This is a genomic window from Kitasatospora sp. NPDC085464 (assembly GCF_044541955.1).
GTDB lineage: Bacteria > Actinomycetota > Actinomycetes > Streptomycetales > Streptomycetaceae > Kitasatospora.
The window spans coordinates 1-23,243 of the sequence record NZ_JBITTM010000022.1 but is presented as its reverse complement, the minus strand read 5'-3'; the positions used below and the strand labels follow the sequence as shown (position 1 = coordinate 23,243).

The following is a 23,243-nucleotide window of genomic DNA, read 5'->3' as shown; positions in this document are numbered from 1 at the left end:
CATGGCGCCCCAGCACCCGATCCCGCCCGCCGACGACCCGCTCGCCGGCTTCGCCCCGACCACCCGGGCCTGGTTCACCGGCGCCTTCTCCGCCCCCACCACCGCCCAGGCCGAGGCCTGGCGCGCCATCGGACGGGACACCGACGTCCTGGTGGTCGCCCCCACCGGCTCCGGCAAGACGCTCGCCGCCTTCCTCTCCGCGCTGGACCGGCTCAGCAGCACCCCGCCGCCGGCCGAGACCAAGCGCCGCTGCCGCGTCCTCTACGTCTCACCGCTCAAGGCCCTCGCGGTGGACGTCGAACGGAACCTGCGCGCCCCGCTGACCGGCCTGCGCCAGGCCGCCGTCCGGCTCGGCCTGCCCGAGCCCGAGGTCCAGGTCGCCATCCGCTCCGGCGACACCCCGGCCGCCGACCGCCGCCGCTTCGCGACCCACCCGCCGGACATCCTGATCACCACCCCCGAGTCACTGTTCCTGCTGCTCACCTCCGCCTCCCGGGAGGCCCTGCGCGGGGTGGACACGGTGATCCTGGACGAGGTGCACGCCGTCGCCGGCACCAAGCGCGGCGCCCACCTCGCGCTCACCCTGGAGCGGCTGGACGAGCTGCTGGACCGCCCGGCACGCCGGATCGGCCTGTCCGCGACGGTCCGCCCGGTCGAGGAGGTCGCCCGCTTCCTGAGCCCGCAGCGCGGCGCCGTCGTCGTCCAGCCCCCCGCCGACAAGGACTTCGACCTCTCGGTGGTCGTCCCCGTCCCCGACCTGGACGACCTGCCCGCCGCACCGGCCACCGGCGGCGCCGCCGACAGCGACCCGCAGCGACAGACCTCGATCTGGCCGCACGTCGAGGAGCGGATCGTCGACCTGGTCGAGGCGCACCGCTCGACCATCGTCTTCGCCAACTCCCGCCGCCTCGCCGAGCGCCTGTGCAACCGGCTGAACGAGATCGCCCACGAGCGCGCCACCGGCACCGTCACCCCCGGGGCGCACGCCCCGGCCCAGCTGATGGGCGGCTCCGGCGCCGCCAAGGGCGCGCCCGCGGTCATTGCCCGGGCCCACCACGGCTCCGTCTCCAAGGAGCAGCGCTCCCTGGTCGAGGAGGAGCTGAAGGCCGGCCGGCTGCCGGCCGTGGTCGCCACCTCCAGCCTGGAGCTGGGCATCGACATGGGCGCCGTGGAACTCGTCGTCCAGGTCGAGTCCCCGCCCTCGGTCGCCTCCGGCCTGCAGCGGGTCGGCCGGGCCGGCCACCAGGTCGGCGCCGTCTCCACCGGCGTCTTCTTCCCCAAGTACCGGGGCGACCTCGTGCAGTCGGCGGTGGTCACCGAGCGGATGCGGGCCGGCCGGATCGAGGCGCTGCGCATCCCGCGCAACCCGCTGGACGTGCTCGCCCAGCAGCTGGTCGCGATGACGGCCCTGGACTCCTGGCCGGTGGACGACCTGCTCGCCGTGGTCCGCCGCGCCGCGCCCTTCGCGACCCTCCCGCAGTCCGCCTTCGACGCCGTCCTCGACATGCTGGCCGGCCGCTACCCCTCGGACGCCTTCGCCGAGCTGCGCCCGCGCGTGGTGTGGGACCGGGTGGCCGGCACCGTGACCGGCCGCCCCGGCGCCCAGCGCCTGGCCGTCACCTCCGGCGGCACCATCCCCGACCGCGGCCTGTTCGGCGTGTTCATCGCCGGCACGACTGCGTCCGACTCGAAAACGGGCAAAAAGGGCGGCGGCCGGGTCGGCGAGCTCGACGAGGAGATGGTCTACGAGTCCCGCGTCGGCGACGTGTTCACCCTCGGCACCACCTCCTGGCGGATCGAGGAGATCACCCACGACAAGGTGCTCGTCACCCCCGCCCCCGGCATCCCCGGCCGGCTCCCGTTCTGGAAGGGCGACACCCTCGGCCGCCCGCTCGAACTCGGCCGCGCCCTCGGCGCGTTCACCCGCGAACTGGGGGCGCTGCAGCCCGAGGCCGCCACCGAACGCCTCAAGCGGGCCGGGCTGGACGACTGGGCCGCCGCCAACCTGCTCGACTACCTCGCCGAACAGCGCGCCGCCTGCGGCCACCTCCCGGACGACCGCACCATCGTGGTCGAGCGCTTCCGGGACGAACTCGGCGACTGGCGGATCGTCATCCACTCCCCCTTCGGCGCCCAGGTGCACGCGCCCTGGGCCCTCGCCCTCGGCGCCCGGCTGCGCGAGAAGCACGGCCTGGACCCGCAGGTCATGCACGCCGACGACGGCATCGTGCTCCGCCTGCCCGACGCCGACCTGCTGTCCCCCGACTTCGACTTCGCCGCCCCCGCCGCCCCGTCCGCCCGGCCCGGTGCGGACGAGGCCCCGGTCGGCGCCGACGCCGCCCTGTTCGAGCCCGGCGAGATCGAGCAACTGGTCACCGACCAGGTCGGCGGCTCCGCCCTGTTCGCCTCCCGCTTCCGCGAGTGCGCCGGCCGCGCCCTGCTGCTGCCCCGCCGCAACCCCGGCCGCCGCACCCCGCTGTGGCAGCAGCGCCAGCGCGCCGCCCAACTCCTCGAAGTCGCCTCCGAGTACGGTTCGTTCCCGATCGTCCTGGAGGCCGTCCGGGAGTGCCTGCAGGACGTCTTCGACGTCCCCGGCCTGGTCGAGCTGATGGGCGACCTCGAATCCCGCGCCGTCCGCCTGGTCGAGGTCACCACCCCGGAACCCTCGCCCTTCGCCCGCTCGCTGCTCTTCGGCTACGTCGCCCAGTTCCTCTACGAGGGCGACTCCCCGCTCGCCGAGCGTCGCGCCGCCGCCCTCTCGCTGGACTCCCGGCTGCTGTCCGAACTCCTCGGCCAGGCCGAGCTGAGCGAACTGCTCGACCCCCGGGTGCTCGCCGAGCTGGAGGCCGAACTCCAGCGCCTCACCCCGGAGCGCCGGGTCAAGGACGCCGAGGGCGTCGCCGACGCCCTGCGCCTGCTCGGCCCGCTCACCGAGGCCGAGTTGACCGCCCGCGGCGCCGAACCGCTCTGGGCGCTGGAGCTGGAGGCCGCCCGCCGGGTGATCCAGGTCCGGATCGCCGGTGACCGGCGCTGGGCCGCGATCGAGGACGCCGGGCGGCTGCGCGACGCACTCGGCACCCCGCTGCCGGTCGGCGTCCCCGAGGCCTTCACCGAGCCGGTCAAGGACCCGCTGGGCGATCTGATCGCCCGCCACGCCCGGACCCACGGCCCGTTCACCGCCGCCGAGGCCGCCGCCCGCTACGGCCTGGGCAGCGCCGTCGTGACCGGCGCGCTGCACCGCCTCACCGCCGCCGGCCGCCTGGTCCAGGGCCAGTTCCTCCCGCCCACCGCCCGCCGGCACCCTTCGCCGGAAGCGCTCGGCGCCGCCCCCGTCGACCGCACCGCACCGGAGTGGTGCGACGCCGAGGTGCTGCGCAGGCTGCGCCGCCGCTCGCTGGCGGCCCTGCGCCAGGAGGTCGAGCCGGTCCCGCCGCGCGCCCTGGCCGCCTTCCTCCCGCAGTGGCAGCACCTGGCCGGCCACCGGCTGCGCGGCCCGGACGGTCTGCTCCGGGTGGTCGAACAGCTGCAGGGCACCGCGCTGCCCGCCTCCGCCCTGGAGAAGCTGGTCCTCCCGGCCCGGCTCGCCGACTACTCCCCCGGCCTGCTGGACGAGTTGACGGCGGCCGGCGAGATCGGCTGGTGCGGCGCCGGGGCGCTGCCCGGCAAGGACGGCTGGCTCAGCCTCCACCTCACCGAGAACGCCCACCTGCTGCGGCCCGAGCCCGTCCCGCCCGCGCTCACCCCGCTGCACAGCGCCCTGCTGTCGGCGCTGGCGGGCGGCTACGGCCTGTTCTTCCGCCAACTCGTCCAGCAGCTGCCGGAGGAGACCCCGGAGCCCGCGGTCGTCGAGGCCCTCTGGGACCTGGTCTGGGCCGGTTACGTCACCAACGACACCCTCGCCCCGCTGCGCGCCCTGCTCGGCTCCGGCCGGACGGCGGGCGCAACCGCCCACCGCGCGCCCCGGTCCACCCCGCGCGGTCGCTACGGCACCGCCGGCCGCGCCCTGGGCCGCCCCGGCGGCGCCCTGCGCAGCGGCCCGCCGACGGTGGCCGGGCGCTGGTCGCTGCTGCCCGCCCTCGCCGCCGACACGACGGTCCGGGCCACCGCGCAGGCGCAGAACCTGCTGGACCGGCACGGTCTGCTCACCAGGGGGGCGGTCGCGGCCGAGCGGGTGCCCGGCGGCTTCGCCGGGGTCTACCGGGTGCTGGCCGCGATGGAGGAGCGCGGCCGGGCCCGTCGGGGCTACTTCGTCGAAGGCCTGGGCGGCGCCCAGTTCGCCATGGAGGGCGCGGCCGACCGGCTGCGCTCGGTCAACGGCCGCTTGGAGCGCACCGCGGCCACCGAGTGGCCGGCCGCCCCGGCCACCGAGCCGCCCCAGACGCTGGTGCTGGCCGCCGCCGACCCGGCGAACGCCTACGGCGCCGCCCTGCCCTGGCCCGAGCCGCCCACCGCCCCCGGCGGCAAGGAGTCCACGGCCCACCGCCCGGGCCGCAAGGCGGGCGCCCTGGTGGTCCTGGTGGACGGCGAGCTGGCGCTGTACGTCGAGCGCGGCGGCAAGTCCCTGCTGGCCTGGCCGGAGGACGGGGGCACCCGGGCGCTCGCGGCGGGAGCACTGGCCGCCGCCGTCCGCGGGGGCGCGCTCGGCAGCGTCACGGTGGAGCGGGCCAACGGCGAGCCCGCCCTCGGTTCGGAGCTCGGCCGCGCCCTGGAGGAGGCGGGCTTCCACGCCACCCCGCGCGGCCTGCGCCTGCGGCCGTAGTCCGTCGGCGCATCCGCCGCCGGGCACGCCGGAGGCCGCGGGGTCCCGGACCCCGCGGCCTCCGGCCACGTCGAATCACCCGATCGGCGGCGGTTGTGCCTCCACCGGTCGTACCGCCTCAGTGCTCCGGCGACGGGCCGGTCCGGTCGCGTTCCGGTCGGCGTGGACCGGGATGAGGCCGAGGCCCCAGCCTCCGGCCGCGAGCAGCCCCAGCGCCGCACCGTCGACCGCCTGCCCCCGGAGGACCAGGAGCCACCAGGCAAGCCAGGCCGCCACTGCCGCCAGGGCCCACCGCACCGGACGCCGTTTCCGGAGCAACAACCGCGCCCGCGCCCGTATTCGGGCTGCCGGGCGCATCTTCGCGTCTCTCCGCACGATCGCCCTCCCTTCGCTCGCCCCGGGCGGCGATGCCCGGGTCGAGGCCGGGATCAGGCGGCGACCACGTCCATCGCGGCGGCCTTGGGCGACATGTTCGCCCGGTCGGTGCCGGGGGCGGGAAGCGGAACCGGTTCGAGTACCGGCCTCAGCAGATCACCTTCGGAGAGGGTGGCCATCGCCGCAAGTTCGGCGAGCGACAGTTCGTCGCTGACCTCGCGCATGACCTCGGACATCCGGACGTCGAGTGCGTCGCAGATGGCGGAGAGCAGCTCCGAGGAGGCCTCCTTCTGTCCCCGCTCGACCTCGGAGAGGTACCCGAGCGAAACCCTGGCGGCCGCCGACACCTCGCGGAGTGTGCGGCCCTGGCGCTGGCGCTGCCGACGCAGTACATCGCCCAGTAGGCGACGGAGCAGGATCATCGGTGCCTCCCTCCTCGGACTGCGGATCGAGATGTCACGCCCCCACCGTACCGCCTTGCCCGCTTCGCGTGCGGGGACCCTGGTCGTGTTCACTCTGGGCTGCAAGGCTGTCCCCCTCCTCGTTCCGGTGTCGTACCCGGGTTCGCGGGCCCCTCGTGGTACCCGACGCGGCCCACCCGGCCACCGTCACGTAACTCGTTCGCCACCTGGTTTCTGCCCAACCAGGCTGTTGGATGTAACACGATCCTCCAGCTGTGCCATACCCGGGCGCCAGATCGGCAGATCTCGGTTCGGTGGAGATCCGTCGGAGGGGCCCCTACCGTGCGAGCCGGCCGACGAGCAGCTCCAGTGCGGCGGTCACCGCTCCGTGACGGATTGTGGCACGGCCGCCCGACAGCAGGAGCGAACTGACCAGAGTTCCCCCCGGGCCGGCGACCGCCAGGTGTACGGTGCCCACCGGCTGTCCGTCCTGCGGGTCCGGACCGGCCACCCCGGTCGTCGCGAGCCCGTACGTGGCCCCCAGCAGCCCCCGCACGCCCTCGGCCATCTGCCGGGCCACCACCGGGTGGACGGGCCCGTGGACGTCCAGCAGGCCCTCGTCCACACCGAGCACGGAGGCCTTGAGCTCGGTCGCGTACGCCGTGACGGAACCCCGGAAGGTCGCGGAGGCCCCGGGGACGTCCACCAGCGCGGCGGCCAGCAGACCGCCGGTCAGCGACTCTGCGACGGCCAGCGTGCCGCCCTCGGCCCGCAGCGCGGCGTGCGCCCGCTCCGCCAGCCGGTAGTCGTGCTCCGCCACCCGGTCCCCCTGTCGCTCAACGGCCCGCGCGTTCCGCGGCCTGTCCCTCGCGGCGCAGGCGCAGCGCCTGTCCGACGTAGTCCAGCGCGGTGCCGACGGTCAGCAGCACCGCCAGTCCCATCAGCACGGCCCGCCCGGTGGCCAGCCACCCGGTCAGGGCCAGGACGTACATGCCGACCGCGGTGCCCTGGGTCAGCGTCTTGAGCTTGCCGCCTCGGCTGGCCGGGATGACCCCGTAGCGGATCACCCAGAACCGCATCAGCGTGATGCCCAGCTCCCGGGCCAGGATCACCACGGTGACCCACCAGGGAAGGTCGCCGAGCAGCGAGAGGCCGATCAGCGCGGAGCCCATGATCGCCTTGTCCGCGATCGGATCGGCGATCTTCCCGAAGTCGGTGACCAGGCCCTTGCGGCGGGCCAGTTCCCCGTCGAACAGGTCGGTGATCATCGCGATGGCGAACGCGGCCCAGGCGACCGAGCGCCACTTGGGGTTGTGCCCGCCGTCGGCGAACAGCAGCAGCACGAAGACCGGGACCAGCAGCACCCGGACCATCGTGAGCACGTTGGCGATGTTCCAGATCCCCGGGGTCGCCGGCGCCGCGGCCACCGGTCTGCCCGGGTGGGCCGCGGCCGGGGCGCCGGGCCCCTTGGTCATTCCCCGGCTCCCGGGACCGAACGGACCCGCACCTGCTCCAGCGCCTCGGCGATCAGGTCGACGCCCTCGCTGGCGACCACCTTGGCCCGCCAGAACTGCCCCACCTCGGGGGCTTCGACGCCCTCCAGGGTGGTCAGGCCGTCGGTCTCCGGGGCCTGGTGGCCGGCCCGGCCCTCGACCACGCCGTCCTCGATCGACTCGATCAGCACCTCGACCTCGGTGCCGATCCGCTGCTCGGCCCGCTGGGCGGTCATCTCCTCGGCCAGCCGGCTCAGCCGGTCCAGCCGCTCGGCGATCACGTCAGCGTCGAGCTTGCCGTCGTAGGTCGCGGCCTCGGTGCCGTCCTCGTCGGAGTAGCCGAAGACGCCGATCGCGTCCAGCCCGGCGTGGGTGACGAAGCGCTCCAGCTCCGCGAAGTCCTCCGCGGTCTCGCCGGGGAAGCCGACGATGAAGTTGGACCGGGCGCCGGCCTGCGGGGCCTTGTCGCGGATGGTGCCCAGCAGCTCCAGGAACTGGTCGGTGGAGCCGAAGCGGCGCATCCGGCGCAGTACGGCGGGCGCCGAGTGCTGGAAGGACAGGTCGAAGTAGGGCACCACGTCGGTGGTCCCGGTCATCGCGTCGATCAGGCCCGGGCGCATCTCGGCCGGCTGCAGGTACGAGACCCGCACCCGCTCGACGCCCTCGATCGCGGAGATCTCGCCGAGCAGCGTCTCCAGCAGCCGGATGTCGCCGAGGTCCTTGCCGTACGAGGTGTTGTTCTCGCTGACCAGCACGATCTCGCGGACGCCCTGCCCGGCCAGCCACTGGGCCTCGTGCAGCACGTCGGAGGGGCGGCGGGAGATGAACGAGCCGCGGAAGGCCGGGATGGCGCAGAAGGAGCAGCGGCGGTCGCAGCCGGAGGCGAGCTTGACCGAGGCGACCGGGTTGTCGTCCAGCCGCTTGCGCAGGGTGCGCGGGCCGGAGGCCGGGGCGAGGCCGTCGGGCAGGTCGGCGATCGGCTCGGCGGCGGCCTCGGCGCCGTGGCCGGGCAGCGCGACGGCCTCGGCGGCCGTCTGCCGCTCGGCGGGGCTGATCGGCAGCAGCTTGCGGCGGTCGCGCGGGATGTGCGGGGCGTGGTGGCCGCCGGAGAGGATGGTCTGCAGGCGGTCGGAGATGTCGGCGTAGTCGTCGAAGCCGAGGACACCGTCCGCCTCGGGCAGCGCGTCGGCGAGCTCCTTGCCGTACCGCTCGGCCATGCAGCCGACCGCGACGACGGCCTGGGTCCGGCCGTGCCCCTTGAGGTCGTTGGCCTCCAGCAGGGCGTCCACGGAGTCCTTCTTGGCGGCCTCGACGAAGCCGCAGGTGTTGACGACGGCGACGTCCGCTTCGGCGGCGTCGTCGACCAGCGACCAGCCGTCGGCCTCCAGTCGCCCGGCGAGTTCCTCGGAGTCCACCTCGTTGCGGGCGCATCCGAGCGTGACAAGGGCGACAGTACGGCGTTCAGGCATAGGCCCAAGATTAACGCGCGGCCTCCGGTGCCGTTCGCCCCGGAGGCCGCGCGCCTCGATTCGGCCGGTCGTGACGGCCCTCGCCGACCCCTGTGGTCAGCCCGCCTGCGGGTCTCCGGGGGTGTACGTGACGTGCACCACCTGCCCGTCCTTGCCGAGGAGACCGAGGTCCTTGCCGTTGACGTACGCGTGCACGGCTCCGCCGTTCCCCAGCACCAGCTTGATCTGCTTGGGGTCGGTGAAGGTCTGGTCCTGGCCGTCGTTGATGTTGTTCTGGAACAGCGACTTGCCGCTGCCGTCCATCGCCGAGACCCAGCTGGTGCCCTCGGCGACCAGCTTCACGGTGACCTTGTCGGCCGGGACGGCGGCGATCGCGGCGGCGCTCGGCGCGGGCGCCGGCGGCTGGACGGTGGGCGTCGCGACGGGGGCGACCGATCCGGTGCCGGAGCCGCTGGGCAGCGGCGCGCTGGCGGAGCCGGTGGTGCCGTGCCCGTCCTTGCCGCTGACCAGGTTGAACCCGATCAGGGCGACCACCGCGACGATCGCGGCGACCATGGCGGCCGCCCAGTTCGGCCGGCCGCGGCTGGGCACCTTGATCGGGCCGCTGTCGATCAGCTGGCCCGCCGGGCGCTTGGCGGCGGGCGGGCCGCCGTGCGCGGCGTCGTAGCGCGCCACCAGCCCGTCGCCGTCCACGCCGACGGCGCGGGCGATCAAGCGGATGTGCCCGCGGGCGTAGAAGTCACCCCCGCAGCGGCCGAAGTCGTCCTCCTCGACGGCATGGACGATCGGCACCCGGATGCGGGTGGCGGTACTCACCTGGTCCACCGTGAGGCCCGCGTCGATCCGGGCGGCGGACAGCACCCGGCCGATGCTCGGGGCATCGGCCGCCTGCGCCGCGTCGTCGGTCGGTTCGACGGACGACGGGGCGTTCTCGTGGTCGGAGGACTTGCCGATGGTCACGGGGCACGCCTTTCGAGCGGATGGCCACCTGCTGGGGAACAGTCTAGGGGCGTGGGCGGATCGTTTCTCAAGCGGAACGGGACCGAATGCGTGCACCCGCCCCGGCCGGGGTCCGGCAGCCCGTTGACCGGTCGTCAACGGAGCCGCACGCGGGCTCCCCGGGGTTCGCTTTCCGGCCTGTGACGCGGTGTGCGGGCGTTCGGTTCCCCGCAGCGCGCCTACCCTCCTCCGAACGAGTGACACCCCGTCCGGGGCACGGGGACTCAGGCTCCCCGGACAGCCCCGGGCCGCCCCGGCCGCGCACCCGTCCGGCGCGCGGGGCGCCGGACGGCACGGCCCGTCAGCCCCGCAGGGTCACCAGCACCCCGTCCAGCTCGTCCGGCTTCACCAGGACGTCGCGGGCTTTGGAGCCCTCGCTGGGGCCGACGATCCCGCGCGACTCCATCAGGTCCATCAGCCGGCCCGCCTTGGCGAAGCCGACCCGGAGCTTGCGCTGGAGCATCGAGGTCGAGCCGAACTGGGTGGAGACCACCAGCTCGGCCGCCTGGATCAGCAGGTCCAGGTCGTCGCCGATCTCCTCGTCGATCTCCTTCTTCGGCCCGCCGCCGACCGTCACGTCGTCCCGGTAGACGGCGGACAGCTGGTCCTTGCAGTGCTGCACCACCTTGGCGATCTCCGCCTCGGTGACGAACGCGCCCTGCATGCGGATCGGCTTGCTCGCGCCCATCGGCAGGAAGAGCGCGTCGCCCTTGCCGATCAGCTTCTCCGCGCCGGGCTGGTCCAGGATGACCCGGGAGTCGGCCATCGCGGAGGTCGCGAAGGCCAGCCGGGACGGCACGTTGGCCTTGATCAGGCCGGTGACCACGTCCACCGAGGGCCGCTGGGTGGCGAGCACCAGGTGGATGCCGGCCGCGCGGGCCAGCTGGGTGATCCGGACGACGGAGTCCTCGACGTCGCGCGGAGCGACCATCATCAGGTCCGCCAGCTCGTCGACGATCACCAGCAGGTACGGGTACGGCCGGAGCTCCCGCTCGCTGCCCAGCGGCGGGGTGACCTTGCCCGCCCGCACCGCCGCGTTGAAGTCGTCCACGTGCCGGAAGCCGTACGCCGCGAGGTCGTCGTAGCGCATGTCCATCTCGCGGACCACCCACTGGAGGGCCTCGGCGGCCTTCTTGGGGTTGGTGATGATCGGCGTGATCAGGTGCGGGATGCCCTCGTACGCCGTCAGCTCGACCCGCTTGGGGTCGACCAGCACCATCCGCACCTCGTCGGGGGTGGCCCGCGCGAGGATCGAGGTGATCAGGCAGTTGATGCAGGACGACTTGCCCGCACCGGTCGCGCCGGCCACCAGGATGTGCGGCATCTTGGCGAGGTTGGCCATCACGGTGTGGCCCTCGACGTCCTTGCCCATGCCGACGACCATCGGGTGCGAGTCCTCGGCGGCCGTGCGCGAGCGCAGCAGGTCGCCGAGGTTGACCATCTCGCGGTCCCGGTTGGGGATCTCGATGCCGACCGCGGACTTGCCCGGGATCGGGCTGATGATCCGCACGTCCGGGCTGGCCACCGCGTACGCGATGTTCTTGGCGAGGGCGGTGATCCGCTCCACCTTGACGGCCGGGCCGAGCTCGACCTCGTAGCGGGTGACCGTCGGGCCGCGGGTGAAGCCGGTGACCCGGGCGTCCACCTTGAACTCGCTGAAGGTGCCGGTGAGCTGGGCGACCACCTCGTCGTTGAGCGCGCTGCGGGCCTTCGCGGGGCCGCCGCGCTCCAGCAGGTCGAGGGAGGGCAGCGCGTAGCCGACGCCCTCGCCGAGCTGGAGCTGCTCCATCCGCACCGGGGCCGCGCCGTGCTCCTCGGGGGCGCCCGGGCCGCCGCTGCGGGCGGCCGGGACGGCGGGCTCCTCGGGCGGTGCGGTGCGGTCCTGCACCTGGTGCATCATGTCCGCCACCGCGGAGGAGGCGGGCACGCCGTAGACCAGTGCGCCGTCCAGGTCGGCGGCCGCGCCGGCGGCGAGGTTGCGGGTGGTGTACGGGTCCAGCGGCTCCTTGTCGAGGGAGACCCGCACGGCCTCCGCCGGGTCGTCCGGGTCGGCCTGCCTGCGCCGGCGGCGGCGCCGGCGGGCGGCGACCTCGTCCGTCGGGTCGTCAGCGCCGCTGTCCACGGTGAACGGCAGCGCGTCGGGGTCGGCGTCCTCCGGCGGCTCGGTGGACAGCTCACGCCCCGGCGCACGCCCCCTGCGCACCTGGTCCTCCGGCCCGGGCTCGACCACGCCGAGCCGCATGCCCATCCACCGCACCCGCTCACCGATCCGGTTGACGGGCGTGGCGGTGACCACCAGCAGGCCGAAGAAGGCCAGCAGCAGGAGCAGCGGCACGGCGAGCGCGGGCCCCGCGGCGGCCATCATCGGGGTGGACGCGGCCCAGCCGATGATGCCGCCGGCCCCCCTTATCCGGGAGGCGCCGCTGCCCATCATGGGCGCGCCGCAGCCGATGTGGACCAGACCGAGGACGCCGACCAGCAGCGTGCTCAGCCCGATCATGATCCGGCCGTTGGCCTCCGGCAGCTCCGGGTGGCGCCAGAGCCGGATCGCGATCGCGGCCAGCAGGAACGGCACCAGCACGTCGAGCCGGCCGAACAGCCCGGACACCACGGCGGTGGCCGCCTCGCCCAGCCAGCCCTGCGGGCTGAACCAGGTGCCGGCGCCGGTCACCAGCGCGAGCGCGAACAGCAGCAGGCCGACGCCGTCCTTGCGGTGGGCCGGGTCGAGGTTCTTGGCACCGTCGCCGAAGCCGCGGAAGATCGCGGCGATCGGGCTGGCGATCGCGTTGAGGGCGCCCATCAGCACCGACCTGGACGGCGGTGCCGGCGGTGGGGCCGACTTGGCCGCGGCCTTCTTCGCGGGAGCCGCCTTCTTCGCCGCCGCCTTCTTCGCGGGCGGCTTGCCCGGGGCTTTCGCCGCGGCCTTCTTGGACGGTCCCGGACTCGTCTTACGTGCTGCGTTTCCGGGCGTGCGAGTGGCCATGGGTCAGCAGCCTACCGGGGTGGACCACCGGTGCACATGTGCCCGAGCCGGGCCGCCCCGACGTGTCGCAGACACACCGTCACGCTGACCGGGATTCACCCGGACGCCGCACGGGACCACCCTGACGGGTGAACGCGGGGCAGCGGATCAGGAGCTTCCGGGGCGCATCGCGTCGAGCGCCCGGCGCAGCGCCACCAGTTTGCGCTCCAGGTGCGCGGCGGTCGCCGCGACGCCCGCGTCCTCGCCCCCGTCCAACTGCTTGCCGAGCGCCTCCGCCTGCTCCTCGACCGCCGCCAGCCGCGCGGACAGCTCGCCCAGCAGCGCCCCGCCGAGGACCGGCTCGCCGCCGCCCGCCTCCAGCTGCAGCCGCAGCAGCGCGGCCTGCTCCTTCAACTGGCAGTTCTTCACGTACAGGTCGACGAAGACGGAGACCTTGGCGCGCAGCACCCACGGATCGAAGGGCTTGGAGATGTAGTCCACCGCGCCGGCCGCGTAGCCACGGAAGGTGTGGTGCGGGCCGTGGTTGATCGCGGTCAGGAAGATGATCGGGATGTCCCGGGTGCGCTCGCGGCGCTTGATGTGGGCGGCGGTCTCGAAGCCGTCCATCCCGGGCATCTGGACGTCCAGCAGGATCACCGCGAAGTCGTCGGTGAGCAGCGCCTTGAGCGCCTCCTCACCGGACGCGGCGCGCACCAGCGTCTGGTCCAGGGCCGAGAGGATCGCCTCCAGCGCCAGCAGGTTCTCCGGTCGGTCGTCGACCAGGAGGATCTTCGCCTTCTGCATCAGGGCTCGCCCTCCTGTCGCCTGCCTGCCGCCCGGTGCAGGCACCCGCGTACTGCCCACCGCTACCCCGGTCATGCTAGCCGCACCCCCTCGCCCGGCACATCGCCCCGTCGTGACCGATCCGGAGCGGCGCACAGCCAGTGCCCCGGCGCACGCTCAGCAGGGCGTCGTCATCCGGTCACTGTTCGCAACGATCGGTGACCCTACCGGGTTCCCGGGCCGGTCCGCCAGCAAACCGGCCGCCCGGGAGGCGTGAACCCCGGGGCCCGCGACGGCGTTCACGCCGCCCCCGGCCCCTGCGCACCCGCCGGGGTGCCCCCGCACGGCCGGGAGCACCCACCACCCGCTCAGCCGCGGTCGCCGCTCAGCCACTCGCTCATCACCGTCAGCAGGTGGTCGGTCTCCACCGGCTTGGTGATGTGGTCGGTGGCGCCCGCCTCCAGGGACTTCTCCCGGTCGCCCTTCATCGCCTTGGCGGTCAGCGCGATGATCGGCAGGCCGGCGAACTGGGGCATCCGCCGGATCGCCTCGGTGGTCGCGTAGCCGTCCATCTCCGGCATCATGATGTCCATCAGGACCAGCGCCACGTTCTCGTGCTGCTCCAGCATCTCGATGCCCTCGCGCCCGTTCTCGGCGTACAGGACGGTCAGGCCGTGCTGCTCCAGCACGCTGGTCAGGGCGAACACGTTGCGCACGTCGTCGTCCACGATCAGCACCTGCTGGCCGTCGAAGCGCCGGTCGCCGTTGACCGGCCGGAGCGGCACGGGCTCCACCGCCCGCGGCCCGGCGGCGCTCTCCAGGGCGGCGCTGCGCCGGCGCTCCACGGCGCCGCGGCGGCGTTCCTCGGCCAGCTCGCGGACTTCCTGGGCCCAGTGGTCGGCGGGGTTCTCGCCGACCGGCACCGGCAGGCCCACCGGGGTGACGCCGACCGAGGCGCGCGGCGCCTGGGCACCCGCCGCGGACTGGCGCTCGCCCGGGCGCGGCTCCCCGGTGGTCTCCGGGGCCTCGGTGCGCAGCGGCAGGTAGAGCGTGAACGTGGAGCCCGCGCCCAGCTCGCTCTCGGCGTGGATCTCGCCGCCGAGCAGCCGGGCGATCTCCCGGCTGATCGACAGGCCCAGGCCGGTGCCGCCGTACTTTCGGCTGGTGGTGCCGTCGGCCTGCTTGAAGGCCTCGAAGATCTCCCGCAGCTTGTTGCCGGGAATGCCGATGCCGGTGTCGGAGACGGCGAAGGCGATCAGGGCGTCGTCCGGGTCCTGGATCGAGCCGGACTCCAGCAGCCGCTCGCGCACGTGCGGCGGGACGCCCGGACCGGCCAGGCTGATCTCGAAGTCCACCGCGCCGGCGTCGGTGAACTTGACCGCGTTGGAGATCAGGTTGCGCAGCACCTGCTGGAGCCGCTGCTCGTCGGTGTGCAGGGTGACGGGCAGGGCGGGCGAGACCCGGACGGCGAAGTCCAGGTTCTTGTCCAGCGCGACCGGCTGGAAGGTCGCCTCCACGTAGTCGACCAGCTGGACCAGGGCGATCCGGGCCGGGCGGACGTCCATCTTGCCGGCCTCGACCTTGGACAGGTCGAGGATGTCGTTGATCAGCTGGAGCAGGTCGGAGCCGGCGCCGTGGATGGTGTCGGCGAACTCGACCTGCTTGGGCGAGAGGTTGCCCTCGTTGTTGTCGGAGAGCAGCTTGGCCAGGATCAGCAGCGAGTTGAGCGGGGTGCGCAACTCGTGCGACATGTTGGCGAGGAACTCGCTCTTGTACCGGGAGGCCAGGGCGAGCTGTTCGGCGCGCTCCTCCAGGACCTGGCGGGCCTCCTCGATCTCGCTGTTCTTGATCTCGATGTCGCGGTTCTGCTGGGCGAGTTGCTCGGCCTTCTCCTGCAACTCCTCGTTGGTGCGCTCCAGCTCCTCCTGGCGCGCCTCCAACTCCGCCGACCGCATGGACAGTTCGGCGGTGAGTCGCTGGGACTCCAGCAGCAGGCCCTCGGTCTTGGTGTTGACGCTGATGGTGTTGACCGTGACGCCGATCAGGTCGGCGATCTGGTTCAGGAAGTCCAGCGCGACGGTGGTGAAGGAGCTGAAGGTGGCCAGCTCGATCACCCCGAGCAGCCGGCCCTCGAACAGCACCGGCAGCACCACGATGTGGGCCGGGGAGGCCTCGCCGAGGCCGGAGGCGATCTTGAGGTACCCGGGGGGCGCCTCCTTGAGGATGATCGCCCGCTTCTCCACCGCGGCCTGACCGATCAGCGACTCGCCGGGGCGGAAGGTGGTCGGCATCGCCCGCCGCTGGTAGCCGTAGCTCCCGATCAGGCGCAGCACGGTGTCGTTCTCGTCGTCGTCCTCGGTGATCAGCTCGGCGGTGCGGCCGGCCGGCTGAGCGAGGAAGAAGGCGCCGTGCTGGGCGGAGACCACCGGGGTCAGCTCGGTCATGATCAGCGAGGCGACCGCCTCCAGGTCCCGGCGGCCCTGGAGCAGGCCGGAGATCCGGGCCAGGTTGGTCTTCAGCCAGTCCTGCTCCTGGTTGGTGCGGGTGGTCTCGCGCAGGTTGGCGATCATCTGGTTGATGTTGTCCTTGAGCTCGTCGAGCTCGCCCGCCGCGTCCACGTCGATCCGCAGGCTCAGGTCGCCCCTGGTCACGGCCGTGGCGACCTGGGCGATCGCGCGCACCTGCCGGGTCAGGTTGTTGGCCAGTTCGTTCACCGACTCGGTCAGGTCCTGCCAGGTGCCGTCGACCCCCGGCACCCGGGCCTGGCCGCCGAGCCGCCCGTCGGTGCCCACCTCGCGGGCGACCCGGGTGACCTCGTCGGCGAACGCGGAGAGCTGGTCGACCATGGTGTTGATGCTGGTCTTGAGCTGGAGGATCTCGCCGCGCGCGTCGACGTCGATCTTCTGCGAGAGGTCGCCGCGGGCGACCGCGGTGATCACCAGCGCGATGTTCCGCACCTGGCCGGTGAGGTTGTTGGCCATCAGGTTGACGTTGTCGGTCAGGTCCTTCCAGATGCCGGCCACCCCCGGCACGCTGGCCTGGCCGCCCAGGGTGCCGTCGGTGCCCACCTCGCGGGCCACCCGGGTCACCTCCACCGCGAAGGAGGAGAGCTGGTCGACCATGGTGTTGAGGGTCGCGGCGAGCGCCGCCACCTCGCCCTGCGCGTCGATGGAGATCTTCTTGGAGAGGTCCCCGCGGGCCACCGCACCGGCGACCTCGGCGATGTTGCGCACCTGACCGGTCAGGTTGGACGCCATGAAGTTGACGTTGTCGGTCAGGTCCTTCCAGATGCCCGACACCCCGCGCACCCGCGCCTGGCCGCCCAGGATCCCCTCGGTGCCCACCTCGCGGGCCACCCGGGTCACCTCGTCGGCGAACGCCGACAGCTGGTCGACCATGGTGTTGACGGTGGTCACCAGCTCCAGGATCTCGCCCCGGGCGTCGACGGTGATCTTCTTCGACACGTCGCCGCGCGCCACCGCCGTGGTCACCTCGGCGATGTTGCGGACCTGGCTGGTCAGGTTGTTGGCCATCAGGTTGACGGAGTTGGTCAGGTCCTTCCAGATGCCGGCCACGCCGGGCACGCTGGCCTGCCCGCCGAGGATGCCCTCGGTGCCGACGTCCCGGGCGACCCGGGTCACCTCGTCCGCGAAGGCGCCCAGCTGGTCCACCATCGTGTTGATGGTGTTCTTCAGCTCCAGGATCTCCCCGCGCGCGTCCACCTGGATCTTCTGCGACAGGTCGCCCTTGGCGACCGCGGTGGTCACCTGGGCGATGTTGCGGACCTGGTCCGTGAGGTTGTTCGCCATGAAGTTGACGTTGTCCGTGAGGTCCCGCCACACCCCGGCCGCCCAGGGCACCTGCGCCTGACCGCCCAGCCGGCCCTCGGTGCCCACCTGACGGGCCACCCGGGTCACCTGCTCGGCGAAGGCGCCCAGCTGGTCCACCATCGTGTTGATGGTGTTCTTCAGCTCCAGCATCTCGCCGCGCGCGTCCACCTCGATCTTCTGCGAGAGGTCGCCCCGCGCCACCGCCGTCGTCACCTGGGCGATGTTGCGGACCTGGCCGGTCAGGTTGTCGGCCATGAAGTTCACCGAGTCGGTGAGGTCCCGCCAGACCCCGGCCACGCCCGGCACCTGGGCCTGACCGCCCAGCCGCCCCTCCGTCCCGACGTCCCGGGCCACCGCGGTGACCTGCGCGGCGAAGCCGTTCAGCTGGTCCACCATGGTGTTGACGGTGTTCTTCAGCTCCAGCATCTCGCCGGCCACCTCGACGGTGACCTTGCGGGACAGGTCGCCCTTGGCGACCGCGGTCGTCACCTGGGCGATGTTGCGCACCTGCGCGGTCAGCCGGCCGGCCATGGTGTTGACCGAGTCCGCCAGGTCCTTCCAACTGCCCGACACGCTACGGACCTTGGCCTGGCCGCCGAGCTTGCCCTCGGTGCCCACCTCGCGGGCCACCCGGGTCACCTCGTCGGTGAACTCCGAGAGCTGGTCCACCAGCCCGTTGACGGTCCGCCCGATCTTCAGGTACTCGCCGCGCAGCGGGTGGCTCACCCCGTTGCTGTGCAGCGAGCGCAGCTCCATCTTCTGGTCCAGGTCGCCCTCGGCGATCGAGGTCAGCACCCGGCCGACCTCGGCCATCGGGCGGGCCAGGTCGTCGATCAGCGCGTTGCAGTTGTCGACGGCCGCCATCCAGGCGCCCTCGCCCGCACCGGTCTCCAGCCGCTCGTTCAGCCGGCCCTCGCGGCCCACCGCCCGGCGGACCCGAGCCAGTTCACCGGTCAGGTGCTGGTTGCGCTCGGCGACCTCGTTGAACACCGCGGCGATCTCTGCCAGCGGCCCGTCGCCCGGAATCGTCAACCGGCGGCGGAAGTTGCCGTCCCGCATCGCGGTCAGCGCGGACAGCAGCTTGCGCAACTCGGCGGGCTCCGCGCCGCGGTTGTGGCTCGCTCGCCGGCCGGCCGCGTTCCGCGGCGCGGTCCCGGAGCGGCCGCCGCGCTGGGCGGGCGGCGTCGTACCGGTTGCGTCCTTGGTGGCCGAACTCAACGGGCCCCTCCCACATCGTGAACTGTCCGGTGACCGCCCGTGCCGGTGCGGCACGCGCCCGGGCACCGGCCCGGCTGGGCTGCGTACCGGCGGCCCACGGCGCACCGGCACCCACACGACCGTACTGCTCGTACCGGTCATCGCGGACCCCCCAGTCTGGCAGCACCGGCACCCGGTGCACGGCCGGTTGCGCACGGTTGGTGCCGCACCGTCCGAAACAGGTGGGCAGAATCACCCTCTGGTGCCTGTTTCGGCTCCCCGCCCCCACGGGGAACCAAGCGGAAAGTAGGGTGGAGCGCTGCACCGGGCCACGACCCGACCCAGCGCCGCCGCTCACCCCGACGGCGCGCACGGGGAAAGTCGGCGCCGCACCCCGGACAGCCAGGGCAAGAGCAGCAGAGGAGAAGTGGCAACGTGGTCACCGCGCGCGCAGCCGCCACCTTCGACCCCGACGGCCGGTCCGCGGCCGCCGCCCGGGGGTTCGTCCGGGACGCGCTGCTCGGCTGGGGCCTGCCGGAGGTCGTCGACGACGCCGTCGTGCTGGTCAGCGAGCTGGTCACGAACGCCGTCGTGCACGCCGGCACCGCCGCCGAGGTCTGCTGCCTGCGCGAGGAGGCGACCGTCCGGATCGAGGTCACCGACCACCACCCGGAACGCGGCCTGCCCTCCCTCGGCGACGGACCCGTCACCGCCTCCGACCGCTACGCCGACCCCGACGGTGAGGGCGGCCGCGGCCTGCTGATGTGCTCCGCCCTCGCCGAACGGTGGGGCGTCGAGTACGCGGCCGGCCGGAAGACCGTCTGGTTCCGCCTCCAGCTGCCGGCACACGTGCTCGGCACCCGCTACGCCGTGCCCGCCACGCCCGGCAGCGACCTGCCGAGCAGCGCCGGCCCGGTGCACGTCGCCGTCGTCCAGATCGACGAGGACGGCCGCGTCCTGGCCTGGAACCCGGACGCCGAGGCCCTCTTCCGCTACCCCGCCGGCGCCGTCCTCGGCCGCCCCTGGGCCGACCTCGCCGTCTGGCCGCAAGCCCCGGACCGCGGCCTGGGCCTGACCGACACGCTGCGGCTGGCCCGTTGGGAGGGCGGCTACGGGATCCGCCGCCAGGACGGCCACGAGGTCGAGGTGTACGGCGTCCAGGTGCGCGTGCGGGACACCGAGGGCGTCCCCTCCACCCTCTGTCTGCTCGTCCTCGAACCCGACCGCGCCGTCCTGCGCTCCCCCGCCCGCGCCCTGCCCGGCGAGCGCCCCGACCAGACCGGCCCCCGGCTCGACCTGCTGGCCGGCCCGGTCGCCACCGACGACCTCGACACCCTGCTGCAGCGCACCGTCGAACGCGCCCGCGACCTGCTCGACGGCGACGCCGCGTACCTGCTGCTGACCACCGAGGACGAGACGGAGTTCGAGGTCCGCGCCGCCACCGGCCTCACCACCGGACACCGGCGGCACGCCCGCTTCCCCGTCGAGACCGGCAACCGCTACGACTCCGCCCGACTGCCCTCCGTCCACGAGGACCTCACCGCCCGTCCCACCGGCCTGCCCCTGCTCTCCGACAGCGGCATGCGCTCCCTGCTCACCGTCCCGCTCAAGGTCGAGGGCCGCCTGATCGGCTCGCTCGGCATCGCCGCCACCGCGCCCGGCCGCTACGACAACGAGGACGCGATGCGCCTCCAGTTCGCCGCCGACCGGGTCGCCCTGGCCGTCGAGAGCACCCGGCTGACCGAGCTCGAACGGCTGCGCCGCGGCTCGCTCTCCTTCCTGGTCGAAGCCTCCGACCTGCTGGCCGGCACGCTCGAACACGAGCAGACCCTGGCGCTGATGGCCCAGATGGCCGTCCCCACCCTCGCCTCCTGGTGCGCCGTCTACACCACCGCCGACCACACCTCCCCGGCCCGGCTCGCCTTCGTCCTGCACGAGGACGAGGATCGCATCGACCCCCTGCGCGACCTCCTCGACAAGGCCCCCGTCCCCGAGGCCGGCCCCACCCACGGCGTCCGGTTCTGGACGGCGCCCGCCGAGACCGCCGCGGTCGGCGGCCTGGCCGACAGCCCGGAACTCGCCGGCCTGCTCGGCGAGACCGTCGTCATCGCACTGACCGCCCGCAACCGCGTCATCGGCCTGCTGGCGCTCGGCGTCCCGACCGGCGTCCGGTTCCGCCAGGAGATCCTCGAACTCGCCGAGGACCTCTCCCGCCGCGCCGCGCTCGCCCTCGACAACTCCCGCCTCTACTCCGAGCGCACCGCCACCAGCCAGGCCCTGCAGCGCAGCCTGCTGCCGCCGGACCTGCCCGAGATCCCGGGCGTCGAGGTGGACGTGTACTACCAGGCCGCCGGCGAGGGCAACGAGGTCGGCGGGGACTTCTACGACCTGTTCACCATCCGCGAGGGCACCTACGGCTTCGCCATCGGCGATGTCTGCGGCACCGGCCCCGAGGCCGCCTCGGTCACCGGCCTGGCGCGGCACTCGCTGCGGCTGCTCGCCCGCGAGGGCCTGGACGCCCCGCAGGTACTCCGCCGCCTCAACGCGGCCATCCTGGACGAGGGTTCGCGCAGCCGCTTCCTGACCCTGCTCTACGGCGAGCTGACGCCCCGTCCGGACGGCAGCACCGAGCTGTCCCTGGTCTGCGCCGGCCACCCGCTGCCGCTGCGGCTGCGCACCGACGGCCGGGTCGACCGCGCCGCCACCCCGCAGCCGCTGCTCGGTGTCATGGACGACCTCGACCTGACCGCCGAGACCCTGGTACTCGCTCCCGGCGAGGTCCTGCTGTGCGTCACCGACGGTGTCACCGAACGCCGCGAGGGGCGGCGGATGCTGGGCGACGACGGTCTCGCCGAGGTGCTCACCGGCTGCACCGGCCTGACCGCCGGCGCCGTGGCCGCCCGCGTCCAGCGCGCGGTCGAGCGGTTCGCCCCCGAGCCGCCGTCCGACGACATGGCGATCCTGACCCTGCGGGTACCCAACCAGCGCCAGCCGTGAGCCTCCCCGGCCGGCGCTGCAATTCACGCGGTATCCGACGCTGCAACTCGCGCAGGGCCTGAAGCGGTAGCTGGCGCGGTAAGTGACGCAGTAACTGACGCAGTCACAAATTGTTATCTTCACAAGGGTACAAGCGCCTGCCGCCGGGTAGACCGATCTCACCGGGGAATCCACCCGGAGGGGACGTGACCAGCGGGCTCTCCGCTGGCCCATCATTCTGACCGCAGCCCGCGCACGCCCAGAGCCGTGCGCCCTCGGCGCGGTCGCGCGCATCCACTCGTCGAAACCACACCACAGCGTCACTGCGCCCTGCGCGCGCCCAGAGTGAAAGGAGCCTCCGGTGAGCAACGACGCTACCGGGGCAACGAACGCCCGTTCCACCGGAGCCGACGCGGGTAACCTCGGCTACCTCGCCCTCGGCCTGACACTTCTCGCCTACGGTCTGCTCTCCACCGGCATCCTGCACGGCGCCGGCGCCGGGGACGCGGCCCACCTCGCCCACCTGCTCGGCGGCGTCACCCTCTTCATCGCGGGCCTCTGGCAGCTCCGCGGGGGCGAGGGCTTCACCGGCACCGCGTTCACCAGCCTCGGCGCCTTCTGGGCGACCTGGTCGGCGGCCGGCGGGGCGGGCAAGAACGCCGCCGGTCTGTTCCTGCTGCTGTGGGCCCTGCTCGCACTCACCCTCACCGCGGCCGGCTGGGGCGGTGGGCAGCTCAGCCGTGCCGTCTACGGCCTGCTGACGCTCTCCCTGCTGCTCTCCGCCATCGCCACCTTCGGCGGCTACAGCGGCCTGGGCAAGCTCGCCGGCTGGGTCGCGGCCCTCTCCGGGCTCGCCGCCTGGTACTGGGCCACCTCCGCCCTGAGCAACGGCTCCTGGGGGAAGATCGCCCTGCCGGTCAAGTGACCTGCCGGGCGATCCTTCGGGCAACCGACCGGGCCCCTGACCGGGCTTCCGGCCGGTTGCCCGGTCAGGGGAGCCCGAGACGGCTCAACGGACCTGCTCCAACCGCCCCTCGGCGGAGCGACGGGGTCGGGCCTCCGTTCCGGCGGAGACCCGACCCCGTCGGCGTGCCGCCAACGCCAGCACGGCGTACGCGAAGAGGAGGATCACGACGGCGACGATCCCGTCCGCCCAGAAGTGGTTGGCCGTCACGACCACCACCGCGACCGTCAGCACCGGGTGCAGCACCATGACCCACCGCAGCGAACTGCTCGACACCCGGATCACCGCGACCGCGGCCAGCACGCACCAGGCCACGTGCACCGAGGGCATCGCCGACAACTGGTCGGCCACCACGACACCGCCGACCGCACCCCCGTACACCGACTGCCCGTACAGCGCGGCCACGTCGACGAAGCCGCTCTCGGGCAGCATCCGGGGCGGTGCCACCGGGATGAACTGCACCAGCAGGCAGACCGCGGTCGTGATCACCACCGTGTTCCGCACCCACGCGTACCGCTCGCGGTGCCGCACGAACACCCAGAGCAGCACGCCGAGCATCGCCGCGAAGTGCATCACCGCGTAGTAGTAGTTCGCCAGCCGCACCAGCACCGGGTACGGCGTGATCGCCGCCTGCCAGGAGGCCTCGTCGGGCAACCCGACCACCTGCTCGGCGTGGTGGATCCAGCTCGCCCGGTCCAACGCGTGGTCCGCGCTCATCACCGACAGGTGCCCGACCAGCTGCCACAGCGCGAACAGCGCCAGCAGCGTGCCGGCCTCCCGCAGCAGCGCCGACAGCGACGGTTTCCGGACCCTCGACGCGACGTACGCGCCAGCGTAGAGGCCGGCGGCGGCGCCCCCGGCGGACTGCCAGGTCAGGGTCAGGTTCTGCATTGGCAGAGGGTAACGCAAAAAGCCCCCTTCCCGGATGGGAGGGGGGCTTTTTGGAATGATTGTTCGGCGGCGTCCTACTCTCCCACAGGGTCCCCCCTGCAGTACCATCGGCGCTGTGAGGCTTAGCTTCCGGGTTCGGAATGT

12 protein-coding genes and 1 rRNA gene are annotated in these 23,243 nt (G+C 73.4%); 3 read left to right on the top strand and 10 right to left on the bottom strand.

The window, feature by feature from the left end; all coding sequences use genetic code 11:
• Position 1 precedes the first annotated feature (1 nt).
• Positions 2–4,759: an ATP-dependent helicase gene (locus tag ACIGG8_RS20540; RefSeq protein ID WP_396549630.1), complete on the top strand. Its 4,758-nt coding sequence runs from the start codon at positions 2–4 to the stop codon at positions 4,757–4,759.
• A 428-nt stretch (positions 4,760–5,187) separates the two neighbouring features.
• On the opposite strand, the gene ACIGG8_RS20535 is transcribed toward ACIGG8_RS20540, so the two are convergent.
• From ACIGG8_RS20535 to ACIGG8_RS20500, 8 genes are all read right to left on the bottom strand, one after another.
• On the bottom strand, positions 5,188–5,556 hold the full coding sequence (locus tag ACIGG8_RS20535) for a helix-turn-helix domain-containing protein (RefSeq protein ID WP_049660741.1): 369 nt from the start codon (positions 5,554–5,556) through the stop codon (positions 5,188–5,190).
• A gap of 316 nt (positions 5,557–5,872) precedes the next feature.
• On the bottom strand, positions 5,873–6,355 hold the full coding sequence (locus tag ACIGG8_RS20530; protein ID WP_396549628.1) for a CinA family protein: 483 nt from the start codon (positions 6,353–6,355) through the stop codon (positions 5,873–5,875).
• 16 nt (positions 6,356–6,371) lie between these two features.
• On the bottom strand, positions 6,372–7,010 hold the full coding sequence (pgsA, locus tag ACIGG8_RS20525; RefSeq protein ID WP_350523401.1) for a CDP-diacylglycerol--glycerol-3-phosphate 3-phosphatidyltransferase: 639 nt from the start codon (positions 7,008–7,010) through the stop codon (positions 6,372–6,374).
• On the bottom strand, positions 7,007–8,497 hold the full coding sequence (gene rimO, locus ACIGG8_RS20520) for a 30S ribosomal protein S12 methylthiotransferase RimO (protein WP_396549626.1): 1,491 nt from the start codon (positions 8,495–8,497) through the stop codon (positions 7,007–7,009). The genes pgsA and rimO overlap by 4 nt, the downstream gene beginning before the upstream one ends.
• Positions 8,498–8,593: 96 nt before the next feature.
• Entirely contained in the window at positions 8,594–9,457 is an 864-nt protein-coding gene (locus ACIGG8_RS20515; RefSeq protein ID WP_350523403.1) for a RodZ domain-containing protein, read from the bottom strand.
• Between the two features lie 340 nt (positions 9,458–9,797).
• Positions 9,798–12,479, bottom strand: coding sequence for a DNA translocase FtsK (locus ACIGG8_RS20510; protein WP_396549625.1), 2,682 nt, complete (start codon positions 12,477–12,479; stop codon positions 9,798–9,800).
• A gap of 147 nt (positions 12,480–12,626) precedes the next feature.
• The gene (locus ACIGG8_RS20505; protein ID WP_350523416.1) at positions 12,627–13,265 is read right to left on the bottom strand and encodes a response regulator; all 639 of its coding nucleotides are present in this window, start codon (positions 13,263–13,265) and stop codon (positions 12,627–12,629) included.
• A gap of 344 nt (positions 13,266–13,609) precedes the next feature.
• Entirely contained in the window at positions 13,610–18,289 is a 4,680-nt protein-coding gene (locus ACIGG8_RS20500) for a HAMP domain-containing protein (RefSeq protein ID WP_396549623.1), read from the bottom strand.
• Between the two features lie 414 nt (positions 18,290–18,703).
• Between ACIGG8_RS20500 and ACIGG8_RS20495 the strand changes: the two genes are divergently transcribed.
• On the top strand, positions 18,704–21,265 hold the full coding sequence (locus tag ACIGG8_RS20495; RefSeq protein ID WP_396549621.1) for a SpoIIE family protein phosphatase: 2,562 nt from the start codon (positions 18,704–18,706) through the stop codon (positions 21,263–21,265).
• 340 nt (positions 21,266–21,605) lie between these two features.
• Positions 21,606–22,169: an acetate uptake transporter gene (locus ACIGG8_RS20490; protein ID WP_396549619.1), complete on the top strand. Its 564-nt coding sequence runs from the start codon at positions 21,606–21,608 to the stop codon at positions 22,167–22,169.
• Positions 22,170–22,253: 84 nt separating this feature from the next.
• Here the strand turns inward: ACIGG8_RS20490 and ACIGG8_RS20485 are convergent, their stop codons facing one another.
• Both ACIGG8_RS20485 and rrf read right to left on the bottom strand, forming a co-directional pair.
• Positions 22,254–23,099: a phosphatase PAP2 family protein gene (locus tag ACIGG8_RS20485; RefSeq protein ID WP_396549618.1), complete on the bottom strand. Its 846-nt coding sequence runs from the start codon at positions 23,097–23,099 to the stop codon at positions 22,254–22,256.
• Between the two features lie 61 nt (positions 23,100–23,160).
• Positions 23,161–23,243, bottom strand: a 5S ribosomal RNA gene (gene rrf / locus ACIGG8_RS20480); the annotation flags it as partial.

What these genes read in the sequence shown, in the direction of transcription:
- ACIGG8_RS20540 (WP_396549630.1), top strand. Translation starts at nt 2, where the DNA reads ATGGCGCCCCAGCACCCGATCCCGCCCGCCGACGACCCGCTCGCCGGC.
- ACIGG8_RS20535 (WP_049660741.1), bottom strand. Translation starts at nt 5,556, where the DNA reads ATGATCCTGCTCCGTCGCCTACTGGGCGATGTACTGCGTCGGCAGCGC.
- pgsA (WP_350523401.1), bottom strand. Translation starts at nt 7,010, where the DNA reads ATGACCAAGGGGCCCGGCGCCCCGGCCGCGGCCCACCCGGGCAGACCG.
- rimO (WP_396549626.1), bottom strand. Translation starts at nt 8,497, where the DNA reads ATGCCTGAACGCCGTACTGTCGCCCTTGTCACGCTCGGATGCGCCCGC.
- ACIGG8_RS20510 (WP_396549625.1), bottom strand. Translation starts at nt 12,479, where the DNA reads ATGGCCACTCGCACGCCCGGAAACGCAGCACGTAAGACGAGTCCGGGA.
- ACIGG8_RS20485 (WP_396549618.1), bottom strand. Translation starts at nt 23,099, where the DNA reads ATGCAGAACCTGACCCTGACCTGGCAGTCCGCCGGGGGCGCCGCCGCC.